Origin of the sequence: Actinoplanes sp. NPDC051346, assembly GCF_040682215.1 — a bacterium.
Taxonomy (GTDB): domain Bacteria; phylum Actinomycetota; class Actinomycetes; order Mycobacteriales; family Micromonosporaceae; genus Actinoplanes.
The window spans coordinates 739,840-758,112 of record NZ_JBFBAJ010000001.1; the positions used below are offsets into that span (position 1 = coordinate 739,840).

Sequence of the window (18,273 nt, forward strand, 5' to 3'; positions counted from 1 at the left end):
GGCGGGCCCGCCGGGCCCGCCCCTTTTATGATTCGCGGGTGAGGTCGACGCGCCGGGGTGGCGGACCGAATTCCTCCTGGCAGGCCTGCATCGTGCGATCGAGCAGGTCGCGGAGCTGGGCCAGATCGTCGGCGGGCAGCCGGGCGAAGACGGCTCGTTCCAGGGTCGCCTGCTCGACCACGATGGCACGGAAGAGCTCCACGCCGTGCTCGGTGAGCTCGGCGAGCATGGAGCGCCGATCGGTCGGAGCCGGCACCCTGCGGAGCAGGTCGAGTCGCTCCAGCCGATCCAGGCGGTTGGTGATCGTGGTCGCCGGGGCCTGGGTGCCGGCCGCGAGCTGACTGGGCGCGAGCCGGTACGGCTCACCGGTCCAGTAGAGCCGGGCCAGGATGTCGTAGTCGCGGGCGCTGATGGCGTGCGGGGCGGCGATCCGGCCGCACGCGTTGGCCAGGTATCGGCTGATCAGATGGATCCGTTCGACGACCCCCTCGGTGAGGGGGTCGATCTCGTTCACGCGCGAAACCCAGTCTGAAATCAGCGGATCCGTCACAGCTCGAACTCCTCGTCATCCACTCTGGACATCCATCGATGCTACGGCCTACCCTCCCCTCAGATACTACGACTTCGGAATAACCGATGTGGGAGGAACTGTGCGCGTCCGAGCAATACTCGTGCTGGCGACCGCCTTGGCGGCCTCGCTCACGATGCCCCCGGCCGCCTCCGCGGCCCCGGCTCCGGCTCCGGCGGCCGTGCCGGCCAGCTACCACTGGGAAAACCCGGCGACCCCGAACGCCCGGACCTTCACCCAGGCCGCCGTCGACCAGCTCGGCCGTTCCTACTGCTGGGGCGGTGGTGACCTCTCCGGCGCCACGTACGGCAACCCCGACTCGGGCTGTCACCCCCACCAGAGCACCGTGGGCGCCGGCTTCGACTGCTCCGGCCTGGTCCACTACGCGCTGGGCCGGGCCAACCTGCCCATGGAGGACCGCACCGCCCAGGGATTCAGCGCCCTGGGGTCCACGGTGAGCGCCAAGGAAGACCTCCTGCCCGGTGACCTTCTCTTCTACGACAGCGGGGCCGACGGAGAATACGAGCACGTCGCCATCTATCTCGGCCGCAACCTCGACAACGCCGACCGCCCGGAGGTCGTCGAGGCGCACGGCATCAAACCGGGATCGGTCGCGCCGGAATTCCAGGTCAGGATCCGCGCCTACGATCCCGGCGAAGCCACGCTCGTCAAGCGGATCTTCACCCTCGCGCCGGCACCCACCGCGAGCGCCACGGTGACCGGCCCCGGCAGCGTCACGGTGAACTGGACCGACCGCTACGCCACCGAGCACGGCTTCCAGATCATGACCGGCCTCACCTTCTCCGAGGTGCCCGCCGACGTCACCACGAAGACCTACACCGGCCTGGCCGCCGGAACCCAGGTCTGCTTCACCGTCCTCGCCTTCATCCGGTCACCCTTCGCCGGCGGCGGCTACGAGCAGCGCTCCGACTGGAGCAACAACGCCTGCGTCACCGTCCCGGCCGCCTACCCACCCGCCGCTCCGGGAAGCCCGATCGCCACCCCGGTCAACGCCACCACCATCCGCGTCAGCTGGACGGACCGCTCCAACAACGAAACCGGCTTCGAAATCAACAACGGCGTGACGACGGTACGGGTCGCCGCGAACGCCACCTCCTACTTGTGGAGCGGCCTCACTCCGGGCACCTACATGTGCTTCCGCGTCCGAGCGGTCAACGCCGTCGGCGCCTCCCCCTGGACCCCCGGCTGGACCTGCACCACCACACCCAACAACGGCCCCGCCGCACCATCCGCCGTGGCGGTGACCACCCTCGGCACCTCGGTCCACGTCACCTGGCGCGACAACTCCTCCAACGAAACCGGCTTCAAACTCACCAAGCGCCAGGGAGGCACCGTGACGCAGGCGGGCGTCACCGGCCCCGACACCACCGAGGTCTGGCTGCCCGGACAGCCGCCTCGCACGCAAATGTGCTTCGCCGTCGCCTCGTTCCACGCGGGCGGCCAGTCACCCTGGACCCCCGAGGTCTGCGTGACCACCCCCTGACCGGCCTCATAGGTCCGGGGCGGTCTCCGCCCCGGACCCCCAATCGGTTCTTCAAACCCAGGACAGGCGGGGCGGGTCGTCGCTTCCCTCCATGACCTGCTCGGCGGCCTCAATGGCGGCACCAGGCTGGAAGCCATCATGGTGCTCTTCTGCCGTCGTTCCACCGTCGTTGATGGCAAAGCGGGTTTCAGCCGTAATCGGTATTCGAGCCGATGCGATCGTGACGTTCCGCGACGCGGACGAGCCGCGCCCGCTCAGCGGCCGTCTCGTCGCCGCCGCGCACCGGCATCCGGACGGGTGGTCGCTGTTCATCCCGGACTTGGATCTGCGCACCGGCCACGAGACGGTTGACGACGCGGCGGCGACCGTCGCGCGCATCACCGGGATCCGGCACGTGTTGATGGTCTGGACCGAGGTAGGCGTGGCGTGATCGGCCGCCGATGGTGGCGATGCCTGCCGTGGGTTCGGCGCCGCGCCCGGCGGGCGGCCCTGGAGGCGGCGTGGGCTTGGCAGGCGGAGGAACGGGAGGCGGCCCGCCGTCGGATCATTGCCGCCGCCCGGCAGAGCACCGACCCGGTGTGGACGTTGCTCGACCAAGGAGAGCCGCCTATGCCGTCAGGGCGATCGTCAGCGCGCCCGCCGTCACCATGACGGCCGCCCAGAGTTTGTCCACGTTGAACCAGGCTCGGCGCAGTACCTTCAGTCCGGCGAACTCATAGACCGCGACCGCGCACATTCCCAACACCACGAACATGGCGACCGTGTGCACCCCCGCCGCGAGGATCCCGGCGAGTGCCCCCGCTGGTGCCGCCGCCAGGGTTGCCGCGTGGCTGGCGTGGGCGCCGGCGGTCACCGGTGTCGTCGCCAGGACCGGGAGGAGCATGAGGCCCGCGCCGTGGGCGGAGGACATCAGGAACGACCAGCCCGCGAGCTGGGTCGGTGACAGCCGCATGCCCGCCCAGCGGAAGTGCCGCGCCGACAGCAGCCGCCACAGGCCGAAGGCGACCAGGACGGCACCGCCCGCGATCGCGACCGCGTTGCCGGCCACGAGCGATTCCGTGGCCGAGACCACGGCCGCCACGATCGCCACCGAGGCGAGGTGGCCGGCGGCGATCGGTGGCAGGGACGTGAGCAGCACTGCACGGCTGCCTTCCTGCATGCCGCGCGCGACCGCGAAGAGCCAGCCCATGGCGGGGTTGAGGCCGTGGAAGGCGCCCAGGGCGGCGAGCGCGGCCAGGTGGCCAACCGTCACGGGAAGCAGTACGAGTCGGACGAGGCGTCGCCGCCCTGCAGGCGGGTCTGGTGCACCCGCAGGCCCCGGAAGTCGTCGCCGTGCGGGAAGAAGCGGTCGTCGAGCGTCATGCCGCCGGCCTCGGTGTCTACGTCGATCTTGGCCATCCAGGCGCCGACGCCGTCGGGGTAGAACTGGTCGTCCCAGGAGCCGTACAGCGAGTTGGTGACGTAGACCCGGCGGCCGTCGCGGGAGATCTCCACCATCTGGGGGCCGCCCGCGAGGCGTTCGGTGGGGGAGGCGGGGTGGGCCACGCGGCCGGTGATGCCGCCGAGGCGGATCGAGCCGGTTTCCCTGGGGTGGAAGGGGTCCGAGACGTCGAACTGTTTGAGTTCGCCCGTGCCCCAGGCGGAAACGTAGAGGAAGCGGTCGTCGACGGAGAGGTCGATGTCGGTGATCAACGGGGGAACCGCGCCGAAGGGTTGCAGGGCCGGGGGCAGGTCGGCGGCGTCGGCCGGTTCGGCGGGAATATCGATGATCTTGGTGACCGCGAACTGTCCGTTGTGGCGGTGCCACACCCAGACCGAGGCGGAGAGGTCCTCGACGTTGGTCACGACGCCGACGAAGCCGTACTCCTTGCGCGGATCGTGGGCCGGGCGGAGCTCCAGCGGCATCTGGTACTGGTCGCCGAGGTCGACGGTCTGCACCAGGCTGCGCTTGGCCAGGTCCCAGAAGTGCAGGCGGTGGCCGTACTCGCGGCCCGCCAGCAGTTCGGGGTTGATCCCCTCCTCGATCATCGACGGCGTGCCCCATTCCGAGGACACCAGCACGTCGCGGGTGAGGTGCCACCAGAAGTCGTACGCGAAGTATTGGTCGCCCCGGTCGCGTTCCCACGGGCCGCGCACCTCGAACGTGGTGTGGTCGAGCACCGCGATGCCGCCGGGGCCGTCGGAGGAACCGCCGCCGAGCGCCGAGACGTAGATGCCGTCCGGTCCGCAGTGGATGGTGTGCGGCCGCGAGTAGCCCGCCTTGCCGGCGAGTTCCTCCGCGGTGATCTCCTTGACCAGCACCGGATTGCGCGGATCGTCCTTGGTGTCGAGCACATACAGCCGGGAGGACCGCAGGCCCGGCACGATCAGATAGCGGCGTTCGACGTGCGGATGCGGCGCCGTCGGGCACAGTGCGCTGCTGCACGCGTTCCAGCCGAAGTGATGGACCTCGTCGCCGGTGTGCGGAAGATCGGTCCAACCCACCACTTTCGCGTACGTGTCGGAGCCGGGATCGGTATCCACCACGGCGATGGCATCCGGCCTGGTGGCGGAGCGGTCGAAGGCCGCGACGTAGGCGAGGCGCTCGGCAGGCGCCGTGAGCGCGTCCCGCGGCGAGGGGTAGAACGTCGGATCGGGTGTCCACCTGGTCATAGGCCCATCGTCGTCCGACGACCACCGGCGTGAACAGGGTCACATCTGTGAAGAGGTCGTCAACGAGCGTCGAGCGGCAGGCGCACGAGAACAGTGATTCCCGACCCCTCGGCCTCGGTCAGCTGAATGCTGCCGTGGTGGCGCCCCACCACCGCCCGGCTCAGCGTCAGGCCGAGCCCGGATCCGGGAATGGCCTGGTCGCGGGTCCGGCTGGTCCGATACAGGCCGGTGAACATCTTCTCCCGCTCGTCCGTGGGTACGTCCACGCCGGTGTCGGTGACGGCCAACTCGGCGGCGCGCCCGGCGGCCCGCAGACGCACCGTGACGCGCCCACCGTCGGGGCTGAACCGGACCGCGTTGCCGAGCAGATTGTCCACGACCTGCCCCAGCCGTCGCCGATCGCCGGGCAGGACCAGCCGGTCCGGCAGGCTCTCCTCGACGGTGAGCGGTTCACCCTCGACCGCCTTGCGGGTACGGATGATCGACTCGCGTACGACCTCGGCGAGGTCGACCGGAGCGAACTGGACGCGGGCGTGTCCGGTGTCGAGGGCGGAGAGCTCCAGCAGCTCGTCGATGATGTGCCGCAGCCGGTTGGTGTTGCGGTCGATCACCTCGAGCATCCGCGGCCCCTGGAGCACCAGCATCTCGGAGTCGGCGTCCCGCAGCAGCTCGGTGTACGCGGCGATCGACGTCAGCGGCGTCCGCAGCTCGTGCCCGACCAGCGCCAGATACTCGTTCTTGGTGCGGGTCAGCTGCCGTTGCAGGTCCTCCACCATGCGCCGCTCGACGAACTGGCCGATGTGCGCGGCGATCCCGGACAGCAGCGCGACCAACTCGTCGTCGGCTTCCTCGGCGCTGTCGGAGAAGACGGTGAGCACCCCGAGCGTCTCCAGCCCGTTGCGTACGGGCAGCGCCAAAGCGGCGTGCAGCTGCGAACCCGCGGCGGTCTCGGGCGAGATGAGGCTCTGCGGCAGGGCGACGTCGCGGATCCACAGTGGCTTGCCGGCCTGCCACGCCCGCCCGGCGAGCCCGGTGCCGTACGGCAACTCCGCCGGCACCTCGATCTCCGCGGACCATTCCGGCACATGCCAGTGCGCGGCCGACCGGAGCACCCCGGCGGCGTCGTCGACCAGCCACAACTCGGCATGCGTCCAGCCCAGCGTCGAGACGATCGCCTCCAGCACGCGCGAACCGGCCGCCGCCACGCTCGGCGCGTCGCCCAGCGCGGTGATGACGCTGAGCTCGCAGGTGCGGAACCGCTCGGCCCGCTTGCGCCGGGTGACATCCCGCACGGCCTGGACCGCGCCGAGGGTACGCCCGTCCGGCCCGACGATCGGTTGCGCGTCGACGACGTAGTGCCGCGTCCGCCGTCCCCGCCCCGAGAAGATCAGGTCGTGGCCCCACAGCCGTTCGCCGCGCAGGGCCCGGTACAGCGAGATGTCGTCCGGCAGGACAGGCTCGCCGTCGCCGTCGGTGAGATTCGCGATCACGGCGTCGCCGTCGAGGTCCCCCGGCATCCGCGCGGCCTCCCACAACTGCTGCATGCGGGCGTTGACCAGCAGGATCCGGCCGTCCGCGTCGCACGCCGTCACTCCGTCGTGCAGGCTGTCCAGCACGGCGTCGAGGAACCGCCGCTGCCGGTCGATCTCGTGGGTCGCCCGCCGCTCGGTGATGAGCAGCGTGCCGACCTGGGCGGCCTCGGCGACAGCGGCCCGGTCGTCGTCGCTCCAGCGCCGGGGCTCGGCGTCGAAGGCGCAACATACGCCGATGACCGTGCCCTGCTCGTCGCGGATCGGCAGGCCCAGGTAGGAGCCGGCCAAACCGTGCGCCCGGATGGGGGAGTCCGCCGGCACCCGGTCGTCGGTCGTGAGATCGTCGATAGCCAGCCCTTCGCCGGTGCGCACGACGATGCCGGCGAGGGTGTTCCCGATCGGGATGTCGGCGTAGTCCGCGCGGGGAAAGGGAAGCCCGGACCCGCCGTAGAGCAGCAGCCGGTCGCCGTCGACGAAATAGACGACGCCGCAGCGCGCGCGCACCGCCCGCGCCACGAGGGCGGCCACCTGGTCGGCGGCGTCACTGATCAACGCCCCGCGCCGAAGCTTCGGTTCATCCACGGCCGGGCCGAAGTGCGAGGTGCGCGGCGACGACTCAACACCCGTACCCGGAATCCCGGCTGTCTCTGGGGTCTCACCGGTTTCGGCATGGTTGTCGCCGGACGTGCGGTGCTCGTCGGCGTTCGCATCATGACTGTCCGCACGCCCCAGGCGTGTCAGGCCCTGCATGCTCTCCAGGCTTTCGAGGCCGAGATCGCTTCGTGCCATGCTCCGACCTCCGCCCCCCAGGGTACGGGCGCGAAAGCCGTAAAATTGGCAAACCGGTTCAGCGTCGCCGGTACACGAGGTCGAAGATCTCCCGCCCCGCCCCCACGCCCCGCTGCTCGAACTTCGTCAATGGCCGGTGCGCGGGACGCGGCGCGAACCCGCCGTACGCGTTGATCAGTCCGGGATCGGCGTCGAGCGTCTCCGCCATCGCCCCGGCATAGTGCGCCCAGTCGGTGGCGCAGTGCAGCGTGCCACCTGGTCGCAGCCGCTCCCGCAGCAGGGCGACGTGCGCGGGCTGGATCAGCCGCCGCTTGTGGTGCCGCGCCTTCGGCCACGGATCCGGGAAGAACGCGTGTACGGCGTCCAGGCAGCCGGGCGCGAGCCGCCGGACCAGCTGCATCGCGTCGCCGTGCGCCACCCGTACATTCGTCAGGGAACGCTCGCGAACCAGGGCGAGCAGGTTGCCGATGCCCGGGGTGTGCACCTCGACGCCGAGATAGTCCCGGCCCGGGTCGGCCGCGGCCATGGCCACCGTCGTCTCGCCCATGCCGAACCCGATCTCGAGCACGCGCGGCGCGTCCCGCCCGAACAGTTCGCCCAGGTCGAGCGGGCTGCGATCCCCGTCGACGACGGTCAGCCCCAGCTCGGGCCACAGCTCGGCGAAAGCGTCGGCGTGCCGGTTGCCCATCCGGCCGCGGCGGGGGTGGAAGGTGCGGATCGCCCGTTCGGTCGTGTCGCTCATCAGGCGACCCAGGATACGCACCGCGCCGGCCCGAGATTTCGGACCGGCGCGGTGCGGTGGTTTCGGTTCATCGCCTCGGCTGGACGTTCGTGTTATCGCTTCGGCTGGACGTTCGGCTTATCGCTTCGGCTGGACGCTCGGCTGCGAGCCCTGGTGGAAGGGTGTGCGAGACCCGTTGGTCAGGCTGACCACCATCACCCAGGACCCGTTCTTGTAGGTGCCGGTCGCGACGGCCCGGGCCGAGTCCACGTACGCGAGCTCCCGATCCTGGCTGGCGCCGACGGTCCGCTTCGCCCCGGTCGCCACGTCGTACTCGACAACGTGCACCGGAAGATCCTCGGCCGTCGTCTCACCCTTCTGGTACGCGGTCCAGGCCAGCTTCGCCCCGTCGCGGCGCCAGGTCGGCAGGACCGCGAAACCGGAGGTCTGCCGGCTGCCCCCGCCGTACGCGTCGACGGTCTTCTCCCCGCCGGTGGCGATCGTCCCCACGGTCAGGCAGGCGTCATAGATCGACTCGCAGTCCCCACCCCGGAAGGCGACCTTGGTGCCATCGGGCGACCAAGCGACGGCGTCGTCGGCCCGCAGCCGGTCACTGAGCGACCCGGTCGGCGCGCTCCTGCCCTCGGGCTCGGCCGGCAGCTCCTCGCCCCGGCAGTAGGAAGGAAACACGACCTCCGGCACGGCGTTCACGGCGGTAGCGGAGATCTTGTAGACCCCCGGCCCACCCGAACACGACAGCGACGCGAAGGCGAGGAACCGGCCATCGGGCGACCACGAAGCCCCCGCCGCGGCCCGAGTCGTCACCCGCCGCTTCGCGCTGCCGTCGGCCTTCATGGTCCACAACTGACCGCTCTTGAGCAGCGCGATCGACTTGCCGTCCGGCGAGAACTGCGGCCGTGACCAGCCACCCCCGGTGGTCAGCCTGGTCTCGGCGGCGCCCTTGCTGACGTACACCTCCCCGCCCCGCACGTACGCCACCAGCGTCGCCATGCTCGGCACCGTGGCCGCGGCCGCCGGGACGGGCGCAACGACAGCCACTCCCGCGACTCCCGCCGCCGCCGTGAGAAGACTTCCCGCAACCCGCCCCAGAACCGACATGACCAACGCCCCCCGACGTCTTGCCCCCGCTTACACCGGAAGACATCGTCGCAACTCGGCTGCACCTAAGAAGTTCCCACTCCGAAACCAAAACAATTCCGACCGTTCGGGCGATCCACTACCCGCCGACGGGCCACCTGACCCTGGCCCGACCTGGCCCCGGGCCGCCGGGCCCCCGGGCCGCCGGGCCCCCGGGCCGCCGGGCCCCCGGGCCGCCGGGCCCCCGGGCCGCCGGGCCCCCGGGCCGCGCCGGGCCCCCGGGCCGCATCTGGCCCCGGGCCGCATCTGGCCCCGGGCCGCGCCGGGCTGCACCTGGTCCCGGGCCGCACCTGGCCCCGGCCCGGGCCCACCAGGCTCCGGTCCGACCTGGCCCGACCCGGCCGGGCTGCCTGACCTCGGCCTGCCCGACCTCGGCCGGCCCGACCCGGGCCCGTTTCGGCCAGACCCGAGCCGGCCGGGGTTAGGGCGTCATGCTGCTGTGGCGGTCCACATGGCGGTGAATGCCGCGGCCTCGCCCGCCAGCCATCGCTCCACGTCACCCGTCTTGGCTCCCGGGTCGATCCGGTGCGTCGTCCCGCGCCGCAGGTCGACCAGGACCGGCTCCGCGTCCGGCAGGATCTGGTCCATGTGGCGGGCCATGAGGTGCAGGGTTGCCGTGATGACCTCCGGTGTGGGTGGTTGCTCGTCGAAGTGCAGGCGCACCGCTTCGCGGCGGTTGTCCGCGTGGCGCAGTCCGAAGTGCGGGTTGATCTTCACTGCCAGCGGACCCACCGAGGCGAGCGCCTCGCGGATCTGGGCGAGGCTCACGTCCGCCGGGTCGCCGAGGGAGTGCAGGTAGGTCAGGGCGCCGGCGCTGACCGCCTCGTAGAGCGGCTTCCAGCGGGGCTTCACCAGGTCGACGACGCCTGTCAGGTAGCTGCCGCCGGTGTGGAAGGCGACGTCAGCCTTGAGGGCCTTTACAAGTTGGCCATGCGGGTTGAAGCCGGTGCGGCGCTCGCGCTGGCGGCGCAGGCCGCCCACGAACGTCGCTTTCGCCGGCCCCGTACGCGCGACGTAGCGCGTGAAGCCGAGCATGGTCGCATAGGGCGGGATCGTAGGCACCGAAGTGGACAAAACGGGCGTGGTCACTGTGATCTCCCCGCAGCTCAGACGCTGTTTTCGTACACACATTCTAATCGACGGGTACGACATTCCCAACGTCCCTCGGCAACGGGCAAACCAGGCGTAAAGGTCGAACGTCGCGAGGCCGGATTGACCTGGCACGCGAAGAGCCGTCGCGAACGGGTGAAGTCCCATCGGCTAGGTCTCTGCGTGTATATACGCGGTGTATACCCCTGGTGTATGGTCGCCGCATGAGTGTTCCTCTGACGCTGTTGGGGTTGCTGGAGCGGGAGCCCAGCCATGGCTACGACCTGAAACGGGACTACGACACGTTCTTCGGCCGCGGCAAACCGCTGCCGTTCGGGCAGGTCTACTCGACGCTGGGCCGGTTGGCCCGGGACGGCAAGGTGGTTATCGGCGAGGCCGAGCCGGGCGACGGGCCGGACCGCAAGCGGTACGTGATCACCGAAACGGGGGCGACCGAGGTCGACGCCTGGCTGACGGAGCCGGTCGAGCCGGAGCCGCACCTGCAGACGGTGCTGTTCGCCAAGGTGGTGTTGGCGCTGATGCTGGAGCGCCCGGCCGGTGAGTACCTTGACACGCAGCGCGGCGCCCACCTGCGACGCATGCGGGAGTTGACCGAGATCAAGCGTGCCGGCGGCCTCGTTGACGCGATGCTGGCCGATCACGGCCTGTTCCACCTCGAGGCCGACCTGCGGTGGATTGAGCAGACGGCGGCGCGGCTCGACGCGCTCGCGGCGGAGGTGCGGCCATGACTGCCGCGGGGCAGTCGGGCATCATCGAGGCGCGGGACGTCGTGCTGTCGTTCGGCGAGACCCCCGCGCTGCGCGGCGCGAGCGTGTCGGTGGCCGCCGGGGAGATTCTCGCCATCATGGGGCCCAGCGGCTCGGGCAAGTCGACGCTGCTGCACTGCCTCGCCGGCATCCTGGTGCCCGCGTCCGGGGAGGTCTACTTCGACGGACGCCGGGTCGACACCATGGCCGAAAACGAGCGCAGCGCCCTGCGTCGGGACCGGTTCGGGTTCGTCTTCCAGTTTGGACAACTGGTCCCCGAGTTGACCGCCGAGGAGAATGTCGCGCTGCCGCTGTTGCTCGGTGGCGCCCGCCGCGGCGAAGCGCTGCGACAGGCACGGATCTGGTTCGCCCGGCTCGGCTTGGACGGGCTCGAACAGCGTAGGTCCGGCGAGCTCTCCGGCGGCCAGGCCCAGCGGGTCGCGCTCGCCCGGGGCCTCGTCGCGCGGCCGAGGATTCTGTTCGCCGACGAGCCGACCGGCGCGCTGGACTCCATCGCCGGCGAACAGGTGATGGACCTGCTCGTCGACTCGGCCCGGGAGCAGGGCACCACGGTCGTCCTGGTCACCCACGAACCGCGGGTCGCGGCGTACGCCAACCGCGAGATCATCGTCCGGGACGGCAAGGCTCACTCCCTCACCCTGGAGCGGGTCGCCTCATGATCCGCTTCGGGATCCGGCTCGCCCTGGCCAGTGGGCGGGAGACGATGATCCGGCTGGTGATGATCGCCGCCGCCGTCGCGCTCGGCGTCGGGCTGCTGCTGACGACACTCGCCGGCGTCAACGCGGTCCAGGCTCAGTACACGAGAAGTGCCTGGCTCTATCCCAGTGGTGGCGCGGACGTCGCCGTCTCGACCGCCGACCCGGTGCTGTGGACCGGGCGCGACACCTACTACGACCGTGCCACGATCAGTCGGCTCGACGTCGCCGCCACGGGACCGACGAGCCCGATCCCGCCGGGCATCCCACGCCTGCCCGGCCCGGGGGAGTTCTACGCCTCTCCGGCGCTCGACGCGCTGCTGCGCGTCGCGCCCGCGAACCAACTCGGCGACCGCTTTGCCGGGCGCCAGATCGGGATCATCGGCGACTCGGCACTCCCTGGGCCCGACGCGCTGCTCGCCATCGTCGGCAACACCCCCGACGCACTGGCCCGCGTGCCCGATGTCCAGCGCCTGACCAGCATCGGCACCGAGCTGCCGGCGAGCCGGGTGGCGGCCTTCGCGAGGGCGCTCGACCTCGTCCTGTCCGTGGTCGCCGGGGGACTAATCTTTCCGCTGCTGATGTTCATCGGCAACGCGACCCGACTCTCGGCGGCCCGCCGGGAACAGCGCTTCGCGGCGATGCGCCTGGTCGGTGCGACGCCCGGGCAGGTGTCGGTGGTGGCGGCGGTCGAGGCGACCATCTCCGCGGCGATCGGCGCCGTTCTCGGCTTCGGCCTGTTCTTCCTGATCCGGGAGCCGGCCGCGGCGATCCCGTTCGCCGGGGCGGCGTTCTTCCCCGAGGACATGTCGCTCACCGTCGCCGACGCGCTGGCGGTCCTCATCGGAGTGCCGGCCGCGGCCGCGCTGGCGGCCCGATTCTCGCTGCGCCGGGTGCGCGTCTCTCCGCTCGGCGTCTCCCGACGGGTCACCCCGCGGCCGCCCAGCGCCTTCCGGCTGATCCCGCTCGGGCTCGGCCTGGCCGAACTCGGCTTCTTCGTCGTGGTCGGCGTCCCCGCTACTTCCCACGCCCAGGTTTTGGTGTTCCTGCCGGGCTTCCTGGTGATCATGGTCGGGCTGGTGGTCGCCGGACCGTGGCTGACCATGGTCGGGGCCCGGGCCGTGGCCCGGCGCACCAAGCGGGCGGCCAGCTTGATCGCCGCCCGGCGGCTCGCGGACAACCCGAAGTCCGGCTTCCGGTCCGTCAGCGGGCTGATCCTGGCTCTCTTCGTGGCCAGCGTGGCGATCGGGGTGATCACCACCATCAACATCCATCGCGGTGGCCCACTCGTCGGCCCGTCCGCGACCAGCCTGGTGCAGCGGACACCGGCGGAGAGCGCCGTGGTGCCGGACGGGCTCCGGCTCGATCTGCGCTCGATCCCCGGCGTTCAGCGGGTCGCGGTGATCCGGGACGCCTCGAACGATCTGCCCGCCATGGTGATCCACGGCTGGACGCTGACCAACCTCGTGTCCTGCGCCGACATCGCGGGCCACCCGGACTTCGGGAGCTGCGCGCCCGGCGCCGAGGTGGCCGCGGTCATCGAGGACCTCTCCCTCGAAACCCATTGGCCCGCGTCGGACAAGACGTGGCCGACGGTACACGTCAGCACCGAGACATTGGCGCGACTACCGATCAAGTCGGTCGTCGTCGGCACCGACGGGTCGTCCGCCGCGCTGGAGCGCGCCCGCACCACCCTGGCGATCGCGTACCCCCAGGCGGAGCGGTACGCGAGCACCGACGCCGAACACGAGACCGATGTGAGGTCGCTGCTCAACGGATGGCGGCAGCTGGCCGACGTGGTGATCCTCGCCAGCCTGGTGGTCGCCGGCTCCAGCCTCGCGGTCAGCGCCGTCGGAGGCCTCAGTGACCGCCGGCGCCCGTTCGGCATGCTGCGCCTCACCGGCGTGCCGCTGCGGTTGTTGCGCCGGGTGATCGCGTTGGAGACGGCAGTTCCGCTCCTCATCGCCGCCGGGGTGGCGATCGGGACCGGCTTTCTGGCCGCGCACCTGTTCCTCACCGCCCAGATGAGCTACTCGCTACGCCTCCCCACCGTCACGTACTTCGTGTTCGTGCTCGGCGGCTTGGCGGTCTCCCTCGGGATCGTCGCCTCCACCCTGCCCCTGCTGCGCCGGATCACCGGCCCCGAAACCGTCCGTAACGAGTAGGCCGACACTTTGGAGGACCAATGACCACCGCACTGACCCGCCGACGGCTGCTCACCGCCGCGTTCGCCGCCGGGGTCGCGGTGCCGCTGGAAGGCGCCGGCCGCGCTTGGGCGACCCCGGCCGGGCCGGGGCCGGCCCGGCTCAGGCTGCCCGCGCCCACCGGACCGCACCGGGTCGGCACCGTGTCGCTGCACCTCGTCGACAGATCCCGCCCTGATCCGGTCGCCGGCGCGGGACGCCACCGCGAGCTGATGGCAAGCCTCTGGTATCCCGCCGCCCGCGACGCCAGGCGTCATCCGGTGGTGCCGTGGATGCCCGCCGCGCCGCTGCGCGCGCTGCTCGTATCCGCCGGGTTCGACGCCGATGCCGTGGCGGCGCCCCTCACCGCCGGCCACGACGGCGCACCGGTGCTCCGCACGATCGGCCGGCGGCCCGTGATCGTGTTCTCCCACGGCGCGAACGGTCACCGTTCCGAGACCACCATCGTCGTCCAGGAACTCGCCAGCCACGGGTACGTCGTGGTCACGGTGGATCACACCGACGCGTTCAGCGAATTCCCCGACGGCCGGCTCACCGTCCCCGACGACGATGTGCCGGTCACGCCGTGGGACCACGCCCGCGACATCCGGTTCGTCCTCGACCGTATCGAGGATCTCGCCGCCGGGCGCAATCCCGACGCCGAGCACCGTACGCTGCCGACCGGCCTGAGCGCCGTGCTCGACCCGCGGCGTATCGCCATGTTCGGCTTCTCGAAGGGCGCGACCGCGACCGTCCTCGTCATGAACACCGACCGGCGGGTGCGGGCCGGGCTCAGCTTCGACGGTCCGATGCAGTCGCGGCCACCGGTCAGGGAGATCGACCGGCCGTTCATGCTGATGACCGCGGAGTTCACCCGGGCAGCCGAGCCAGCCGTCGAGGAACTGTGGTCGCTCCTGCGCGGATGGCGGCTCAACGTGCACACCGACGGCGCGCTGCACGGGGCGTTCTGCGACAACCAGTGGCTGATTCCGCAGCTAGCGGCGATCATCGGGATGAGCGACGAGGATCTCGCCGGTTGGATCGGCACCCTCGACCCGGCCCGGGCGGTGCGGATCCAGCAGGCGTACCCGCTCGCGTTCTTCGACCTGCGGCTGCGCCACCGGGGACACCTGCTCGATGGCCCGAACCCCGCCTTCCCGCAAGTGAAGTTCATCCCCTGATATGTCACACCCCCGGTGTTTCATGGCCGGCATGACGATTGCCGTGACTACACCCACTGGAAATGTCGGCTCCCGCGTGGCTCGTCTGCTCGTCCAGGCCGGCGAGCGTCCGCGTCTGCTGGTACGCGACGCCGCGAAATTGCCCGCTGACCTGCGGCCGCATGTCGAGGTGGCGGAGGGCGACCTGCTCGACGAGGCGTTCGTGACCGACGCCGTGAGGGGCGTCGACGCCCTGTTCTGGGCCAGTCCCGAGTCGTTCGGTTCGCCCGATCCTCTCGCCGACATGGTGCGGATGGGGGCGAACGCCGCGGTCGCCGTCCGGGCCGCCGGGGTCGCCCGGGTGCTCCAGATCAGCAGCGTCGGCGCCGAGCGTCGGAAGGGCGCCGGGCTGATCGACGGGCTGGCTCGCAACGAGCGGCAACTCGCCGAGACCGGTGCCGACGTGCTGACGCTGCGGTGCGGCTACTTCTTCACCAACCTGGTGGGCATGCTCGACGAGATGCGGGCGGGCTCGTTGACCACGACCTGGCCGCTCGATCGTCGGTTCGCGTGGGTGGACCCGCGCGACGTCGGCGAGGTCGCCGCGGCCAGGCTGCTCGCCGGCTGGTCCGGCAGCGGCGTCGCCGCGGTGCACGGGCCGGTCGATCTCAGCTGGGGCGAGGTGGCGGCGATCGTGTCGGCGGCGACCGGCCGCGAGATCGAGGCGCGGACCATCACCGATGGTGAGTTGCGTGACCTGCTGCTGTCGGCCGGGCTCAGTGAGGCGGCGGTGGCCGGCATCGTGGGGATGACCGCCGGCGTGCGCGACGATTTCACACCCGAGCAGCAGCGAGACGCGCGCACCACGACGCCGACCACTTTGGCATCGTGGGCATTCGGGACGCTGCGCCCCTGCTTGGCTGATGAGGTGTGAGCACACCGGGTGGGGTCGGCGAATTTGGGCGGCGTCGCCAATACTGGTGCGATGGCATTGATCCGCTGTGACTTCTATTCCGAAGCGCTCGCGCTCGCCACGTCCATGACCGTCCTGTTGCCGCAGCAGGCGAGCACTCAGATCGGCCTGAGTGGCCGGGCCGGCGGGGAGGCTCCGCCCGTCCTCTATCTGCTGCATGGGCTGACCGACGACGACACCGCCTGGACGCGGTACACCTCCATCGAGCGGTACGCCGACGCGAAGGGGATCACGGTCTTCATGCCGCAGGTGCACCGCAGCTTCTACGCCAACGAGCGGCACGGCGCCAAGTTCTGGACGTTCCTCACCGAGGAACTGCCCGAGGTGGTCTCGTCCTTCTTCCGGGTCTCCACCCGGCGTGAGGACACCTTCGTCGCCGGGCTGTCCATGGGCGGGTACGGCGCCTTCAAGTGGGCGCTGCGGCAGCCTGAGCGGTTCGCCGCCGCGGCCAGCCTTTCCGGGGCGCTGGATCTCGCGTACCTCTCCGAACAGGACAAGCGGCCGCACATCGTCGAGCTGATGGCGCGGGTGTTCGGGGACCGGCCCGTTGCCGGGACCGACGACGATCTGCTGCAGCTGTTGACGGACGCCGGTCCGGAGCTGCCCGCGCTGATGCTGCGCTGCGGTATCGACGATCATCTCGTGGCCCAGAACAGGCGCTTTGTCGAGGCCTGCCGCGAGCAGGGCGTCGACCTCGACGCGGAGTTCGGGCCGGGCGAGCACGAGTGGGGCTACTGGGACGCCCAGATCCAGAGTGTCCTCGACTGGCTGCCGCTGAAGAACTAGGGGGTCTAGGACTGCAACGCGGACGCCATCCGGGCCTGCTCCTCGAGCACGTCGTTCATGCGGGCCTGGACGGCGTCCATCTGCCCGATGGTTTCGCTGGTCGTCAGGATGCCCGAGGAGACCGTACGCGCGCTGTTCTGGATGCCGTTGATCTGTTCCGACACCCGTTGGGTGGCCTCGGCGGTCTCCCGGGCCAGGTCCTTGACCTCGCCGGCGACCACGGCGAAGCCGCGGCCGACCTCGCCGGCGCGGGCCGCCTCGATGGTCGCGTTGAGGGCGAGCAGGTTGGTCTGGTCCGCGATGGACGAAATGATTTTGATGACGTCGCCGATGGCCGTCGAGGCCTGGCCCAGCGCCTCGACCTCCTGGGTCATCTCGGAGGCGCGGGCGACGGCGTCCTGGGCCACCCGGGTGGCGTCGTCGCTGGCGGCGCGCAGCCGCGAGACCGTGTCGAGCAGGGAGCGGGCGTTCGCCGCGGAGATCTCGTTGCCGCGGACGATGTCGAGCCGTTGCGACACCAGTTGGGCCACGTTGCGCAGGGCGGACGTCCGGGACTCCGACAGCTCGATGAAGTTGGTGGTGAAGAAGTCCATGGTGCCGATGATCCGGCCGTGGCTCACCACCGGGAAGCAGACGCCCGACCGCACGCCGGCCCGCTGTGCGGCCGGTCCCCGGACGCAGTCGGTCAGCTCGCCGATGTCGCGCACGAACACGAGATCCTTGGCCCGCCACGCGCGTCCGGAGAGGCCGACGCCCTCGGCGAAGGTGGCGGCCAGGGTCACCTTGCGGAACTCGTCGCCGGCCGAGCCGGACTCCACCGCGAACTTGAGGACGTTGTCGACCTCGTCGATCTCCCAGTAGGAGCCGTACGCCCAGCCGAAGGCGGTCCGCACGGAGTCGAGGGCGATGCGCAGCGTGGTCGGCACGTCCCTGGCGTCGCCGAGGGCGGTGACCACGCTCGTGACGGCGAGCCGGTCGTCGGCCACCTGGCGCAGCTCGGCGGCGGCGAGCGCGGAGAAGCGGGCGCGTTCGGCGATGCGGGCGATGGCGGCCCACTTCTCGGTGCGCGGGCCGTCGATGTACATCGGCTCGGCCGAGTAGTACTCGAGCACCGCGATGACCTGGTTGTCCCGCAGCACCGGCATGACCACGGCCGCCTCCATCGAGGCCCGCGCGGCGGCCTGGCAGCGCAGGCAGTCCTCGCACTGGTCCAGCGCGTCGACGTACACCGGTTGCTTCGTGCGGGCCGCCCGGCCGACCAGGCCGGCGTCCATGGTCACCGGCTGCCCGGCGATCACGGCGTCCAGCTCCCGGACGATCGATCCGGTCTCGTACTGGATGGCGACCTGGCCGCTGCCGGTGGGCAGCCAGACGGCGCCGTAGCTGAAGTTGTGCGAGGCGACCGTGCTGTCCACGGTGACCCGCCAGGCGGCTTCCTCGTCGGTGACGGTCTCGAGATCGGCGATCAGCTTCTCGAGGCTTTCGACGTCGCGGGGGATGGGGCGCAGCGCCACCGGATCCGCCGCCACCCGCGATCGGAATGAGACCACCGGGACACTCCTGACACTCGTCGCCCGCCTGATCGTCCCATTCTGGGGCAGGTCAGCACCTTTCGGCTGGCGAATGACGGAATCGAAGGCGGTGCGGGCCGGGACGGGTGGGCGCCCCGGCCCGC

General features: G+C 71.0%; 16 protein-coding genes. 8 read left to right on the forward strand and 8 right to left on the reverse strand.

The annotated features are described in order from the left end of the window. Positions 1-25 precede the first annotated feature (25 nt). Positions 26-514, reverse strand: coding sequence for a MarR family transcriptional regulator (locus AB0M36_RS03300; RefSeq protein ID WP_364151559.1), 489 nt, complete (start codon positions 512-514; stop codon positions 26-28). A 136-nt stretch (positions 515-650) separates the two neighbouring features. On the opposite strand from AB0M36_RS03300, the gene AB0M36_RS03305 reads away from it, so the two are divergent. Together AB0M36_RS03305 and AB0M36_RS03310 are read left to right on the forward strand one after the other, a co-directional pair. Beyond that, positions 651-2,072 carry an NlpC/P60 family protein gene (locus AB0M36_RS03305; RefSeq protein ID WP_364151560.1) on the forward strand — a complete coding sequence of 474 codons (1,422 nt, stop codon included), beginning with the start codon at positions 651-653 and terminating at the stop codon, positions 2,070-2,072. A 220-nt stretch (positions 2,073-2,292) separates the two neighbouring features. Beyond that, the gene (locus tag AB0M36_RS03310) at positions 2,293-2,502 is read left to right on the forward strand and encodes a hypothetical protein (protein WP_364151562.1); all 210 of its coding nucleotides are present in this window, start codon (positions 2,293-2,295) and stop codon (positions 2,500-2,502) included. A 177-nt stretch (positions 2,503-2,679) separates the two neighbouring features. Here the strand turns inward: AB0M36_RS03310 and AB0M36_RS03315 are convergent, their stop codons facing one another. From AB0M36_RS03315 to AB0M36_RS03340, 6 genes are all read right to left on the reverse strand, one after another. Then, positions 2,680-3,324 (reverse strand): hypothetical protein, encoded by a 645-nt coding sequence (locus tag AB0M36_RS03315; RefSeq protein WP_364151564.1) that lies wholly within the window; start codon positions 3,322-3,324, stop codon positions 2,680-2,682. After that, on the reverse strand, positions 3,321-4,724 hold the full coding sequence (locus tag AB0M36_RS03320) for a selenium-binding protein SBP56-related protein (protein WP_364151566.1): 1,404 nt from the start codon (positions 4,722-4,724) through the stop codon (positions 3,321-3,323). The genes AB0M36_RS03315 and AB0M36_RS03320 overlap by 4 nt, the downstream gene beginning before the upstream one ends. 59 nt (positions 4,725-4,783) lie before the next feature. Then, on the reverse strand, positions 4,784-7,045 hold the full coding sequence (locus tag AB0M36_RS03325; RefSeq protein ID WP_364151568.1) for a GAF domain-containing protein: 2,262 nt from the start codon (positions 7,043-7,045) through the stop codon (positions 4,784-4,786). Positions 7,046-7,103: 58 nt separating this feature from the next. Further along, positions 7,104-7,787, reverse strand: coding sequence for a tRNA (guanosine(46)-N7)-methyltransferase TrmB (gene trmB / locus AB0M36_RS03330; RefSeq protein WP_364151570.1), 684 nt, complete (start codon positions 7,785-7,787; stop codon positions 7,104-7,106). A gap of 117 nt (positions 7,788-7,904) precedes the next feature. Then, complete coding sequence (locus tag AB0M36_RS03335) at positions 7,905-8,825, reverse strand: hypothetical protein (RefSeq protein WP_364151572.1); 921 nt, start codon at positions 8,823-8,825, stop codon at positions 7,905-7,907. Between the two features lie 528 nt (positions 8,826-9,353). Beyond that, the gene (locus tag AB0M36_RS03340; RefSeq protein WP_364152247.1) at positions 9,354-9,959 is read right to left on the reverse strand and encodes a hypothetical protein; all 606 of its coding nucleotides are present in this window, start codon (positions 9,957-9,959) and stop codon (positions 9,354-9,356) included. A 278-nt stretch (positions 9,960-10,237) separates the two neighbouring features. On the opposite strand from AB0M36_RS03340, the gene AB0M36_RS03345 reads away from it, so the two are divergent. The 6 genes from AB0M36_RS03345 to AB0M36_RS03370 are packed head-to-tail and all read left to right on the forward strand — an operon-like array spanning position 10,238 to position 16,598. Then, positions 10,238-10,762, forward strand: a complete 525-nt coding sequence (locus AB0M36_RS03345) for a PadR family transcriptional regulator (RefSeq protein ID WP_364151573.1) — start codon at positions 10,238-10,240, stop codon at positions 10,760-10,762. After that, positions 10,759-11,460 (forward strand): ABC transporter ATP-binding protein, encoded by a 702-nt coding sequence (locus AB0M36_RS03350; RefSeq protein WP_364151575.1) that lies wholly within the window; start codon positions 10,759-10,761, stop codon positions 11,458-11,460. The genes AB0M36_RS03345 and AB0M36_RS03350 overlap by 4 nt, the downstream gene beginning before the upstream one ends. Continuing rightward, positions 11,457-13,661: an FtsX-like permease family protein gene (locus tag AB0M36_RS03355; RefSeq protein WP_364151577.1), complete on the forward strand. Its 2,205-nt coding sequence runs from the start codon at positions 11,457-11,459 to the stop codon at positions 13,659-13,661. Before AB0M36_RS03350 ends, AB0M36_RS03355 begins: the two co-directional genes overlap by 4 nt. Before the next feature lie 20 nt (positions 13,662-13,681). Then, complete coding sequence (locus AB0M36_RS03360; RefSeq protein ID WP_364151580.1) at positions 13,682-14,860, forward strand: acetylhydrolase; 1,179 nt, start codon at positions 13,682-13,684, stop codon at positions 14,858-14,860. Between the two features lie 31 nt (positions 14,861-14,891). Then, a complete protein-coding gene (locus AB0M36_RS03365) occupies positions 14,892-15,773 on the forward strand; it encodes an NAD(P)H-binding protein (RefSeq protein WP_364151582.1) in 882 nt (293 codons plus the stop codon). 51 nt (positions 15,774-15,824) lie between these two features. Further along, positions 15,825-16,598, forward strand: a complete 774-nt coding sequence (locus AB0M36_RS03370) for an alpha/beta hydrolase family protein (RefSeq protein ID WP_364151585.1) — start codon at positions 15,825-15,827, stop codon at positions 16,596-16,598. Between the two features lie 5 nt (positions 16,599-16,603). Here AB0M36_RS03370 and AB0M36_RS03375 read toward each other — a convergent pair whose 3' ends face one another. Further along, positions 16,604-18,148, reverse strand: a complete 1,545-nt coding sequence (locus tag AB0M36_RS03375; protein WP_364151588.1) for a methyl-accepting chemotaxis protein — start codon at positions 18,146-18,148, stop codon at positions 16,604-16,606. Positions 18,149-18,273 lie beyond the last annotated feature (125 nt).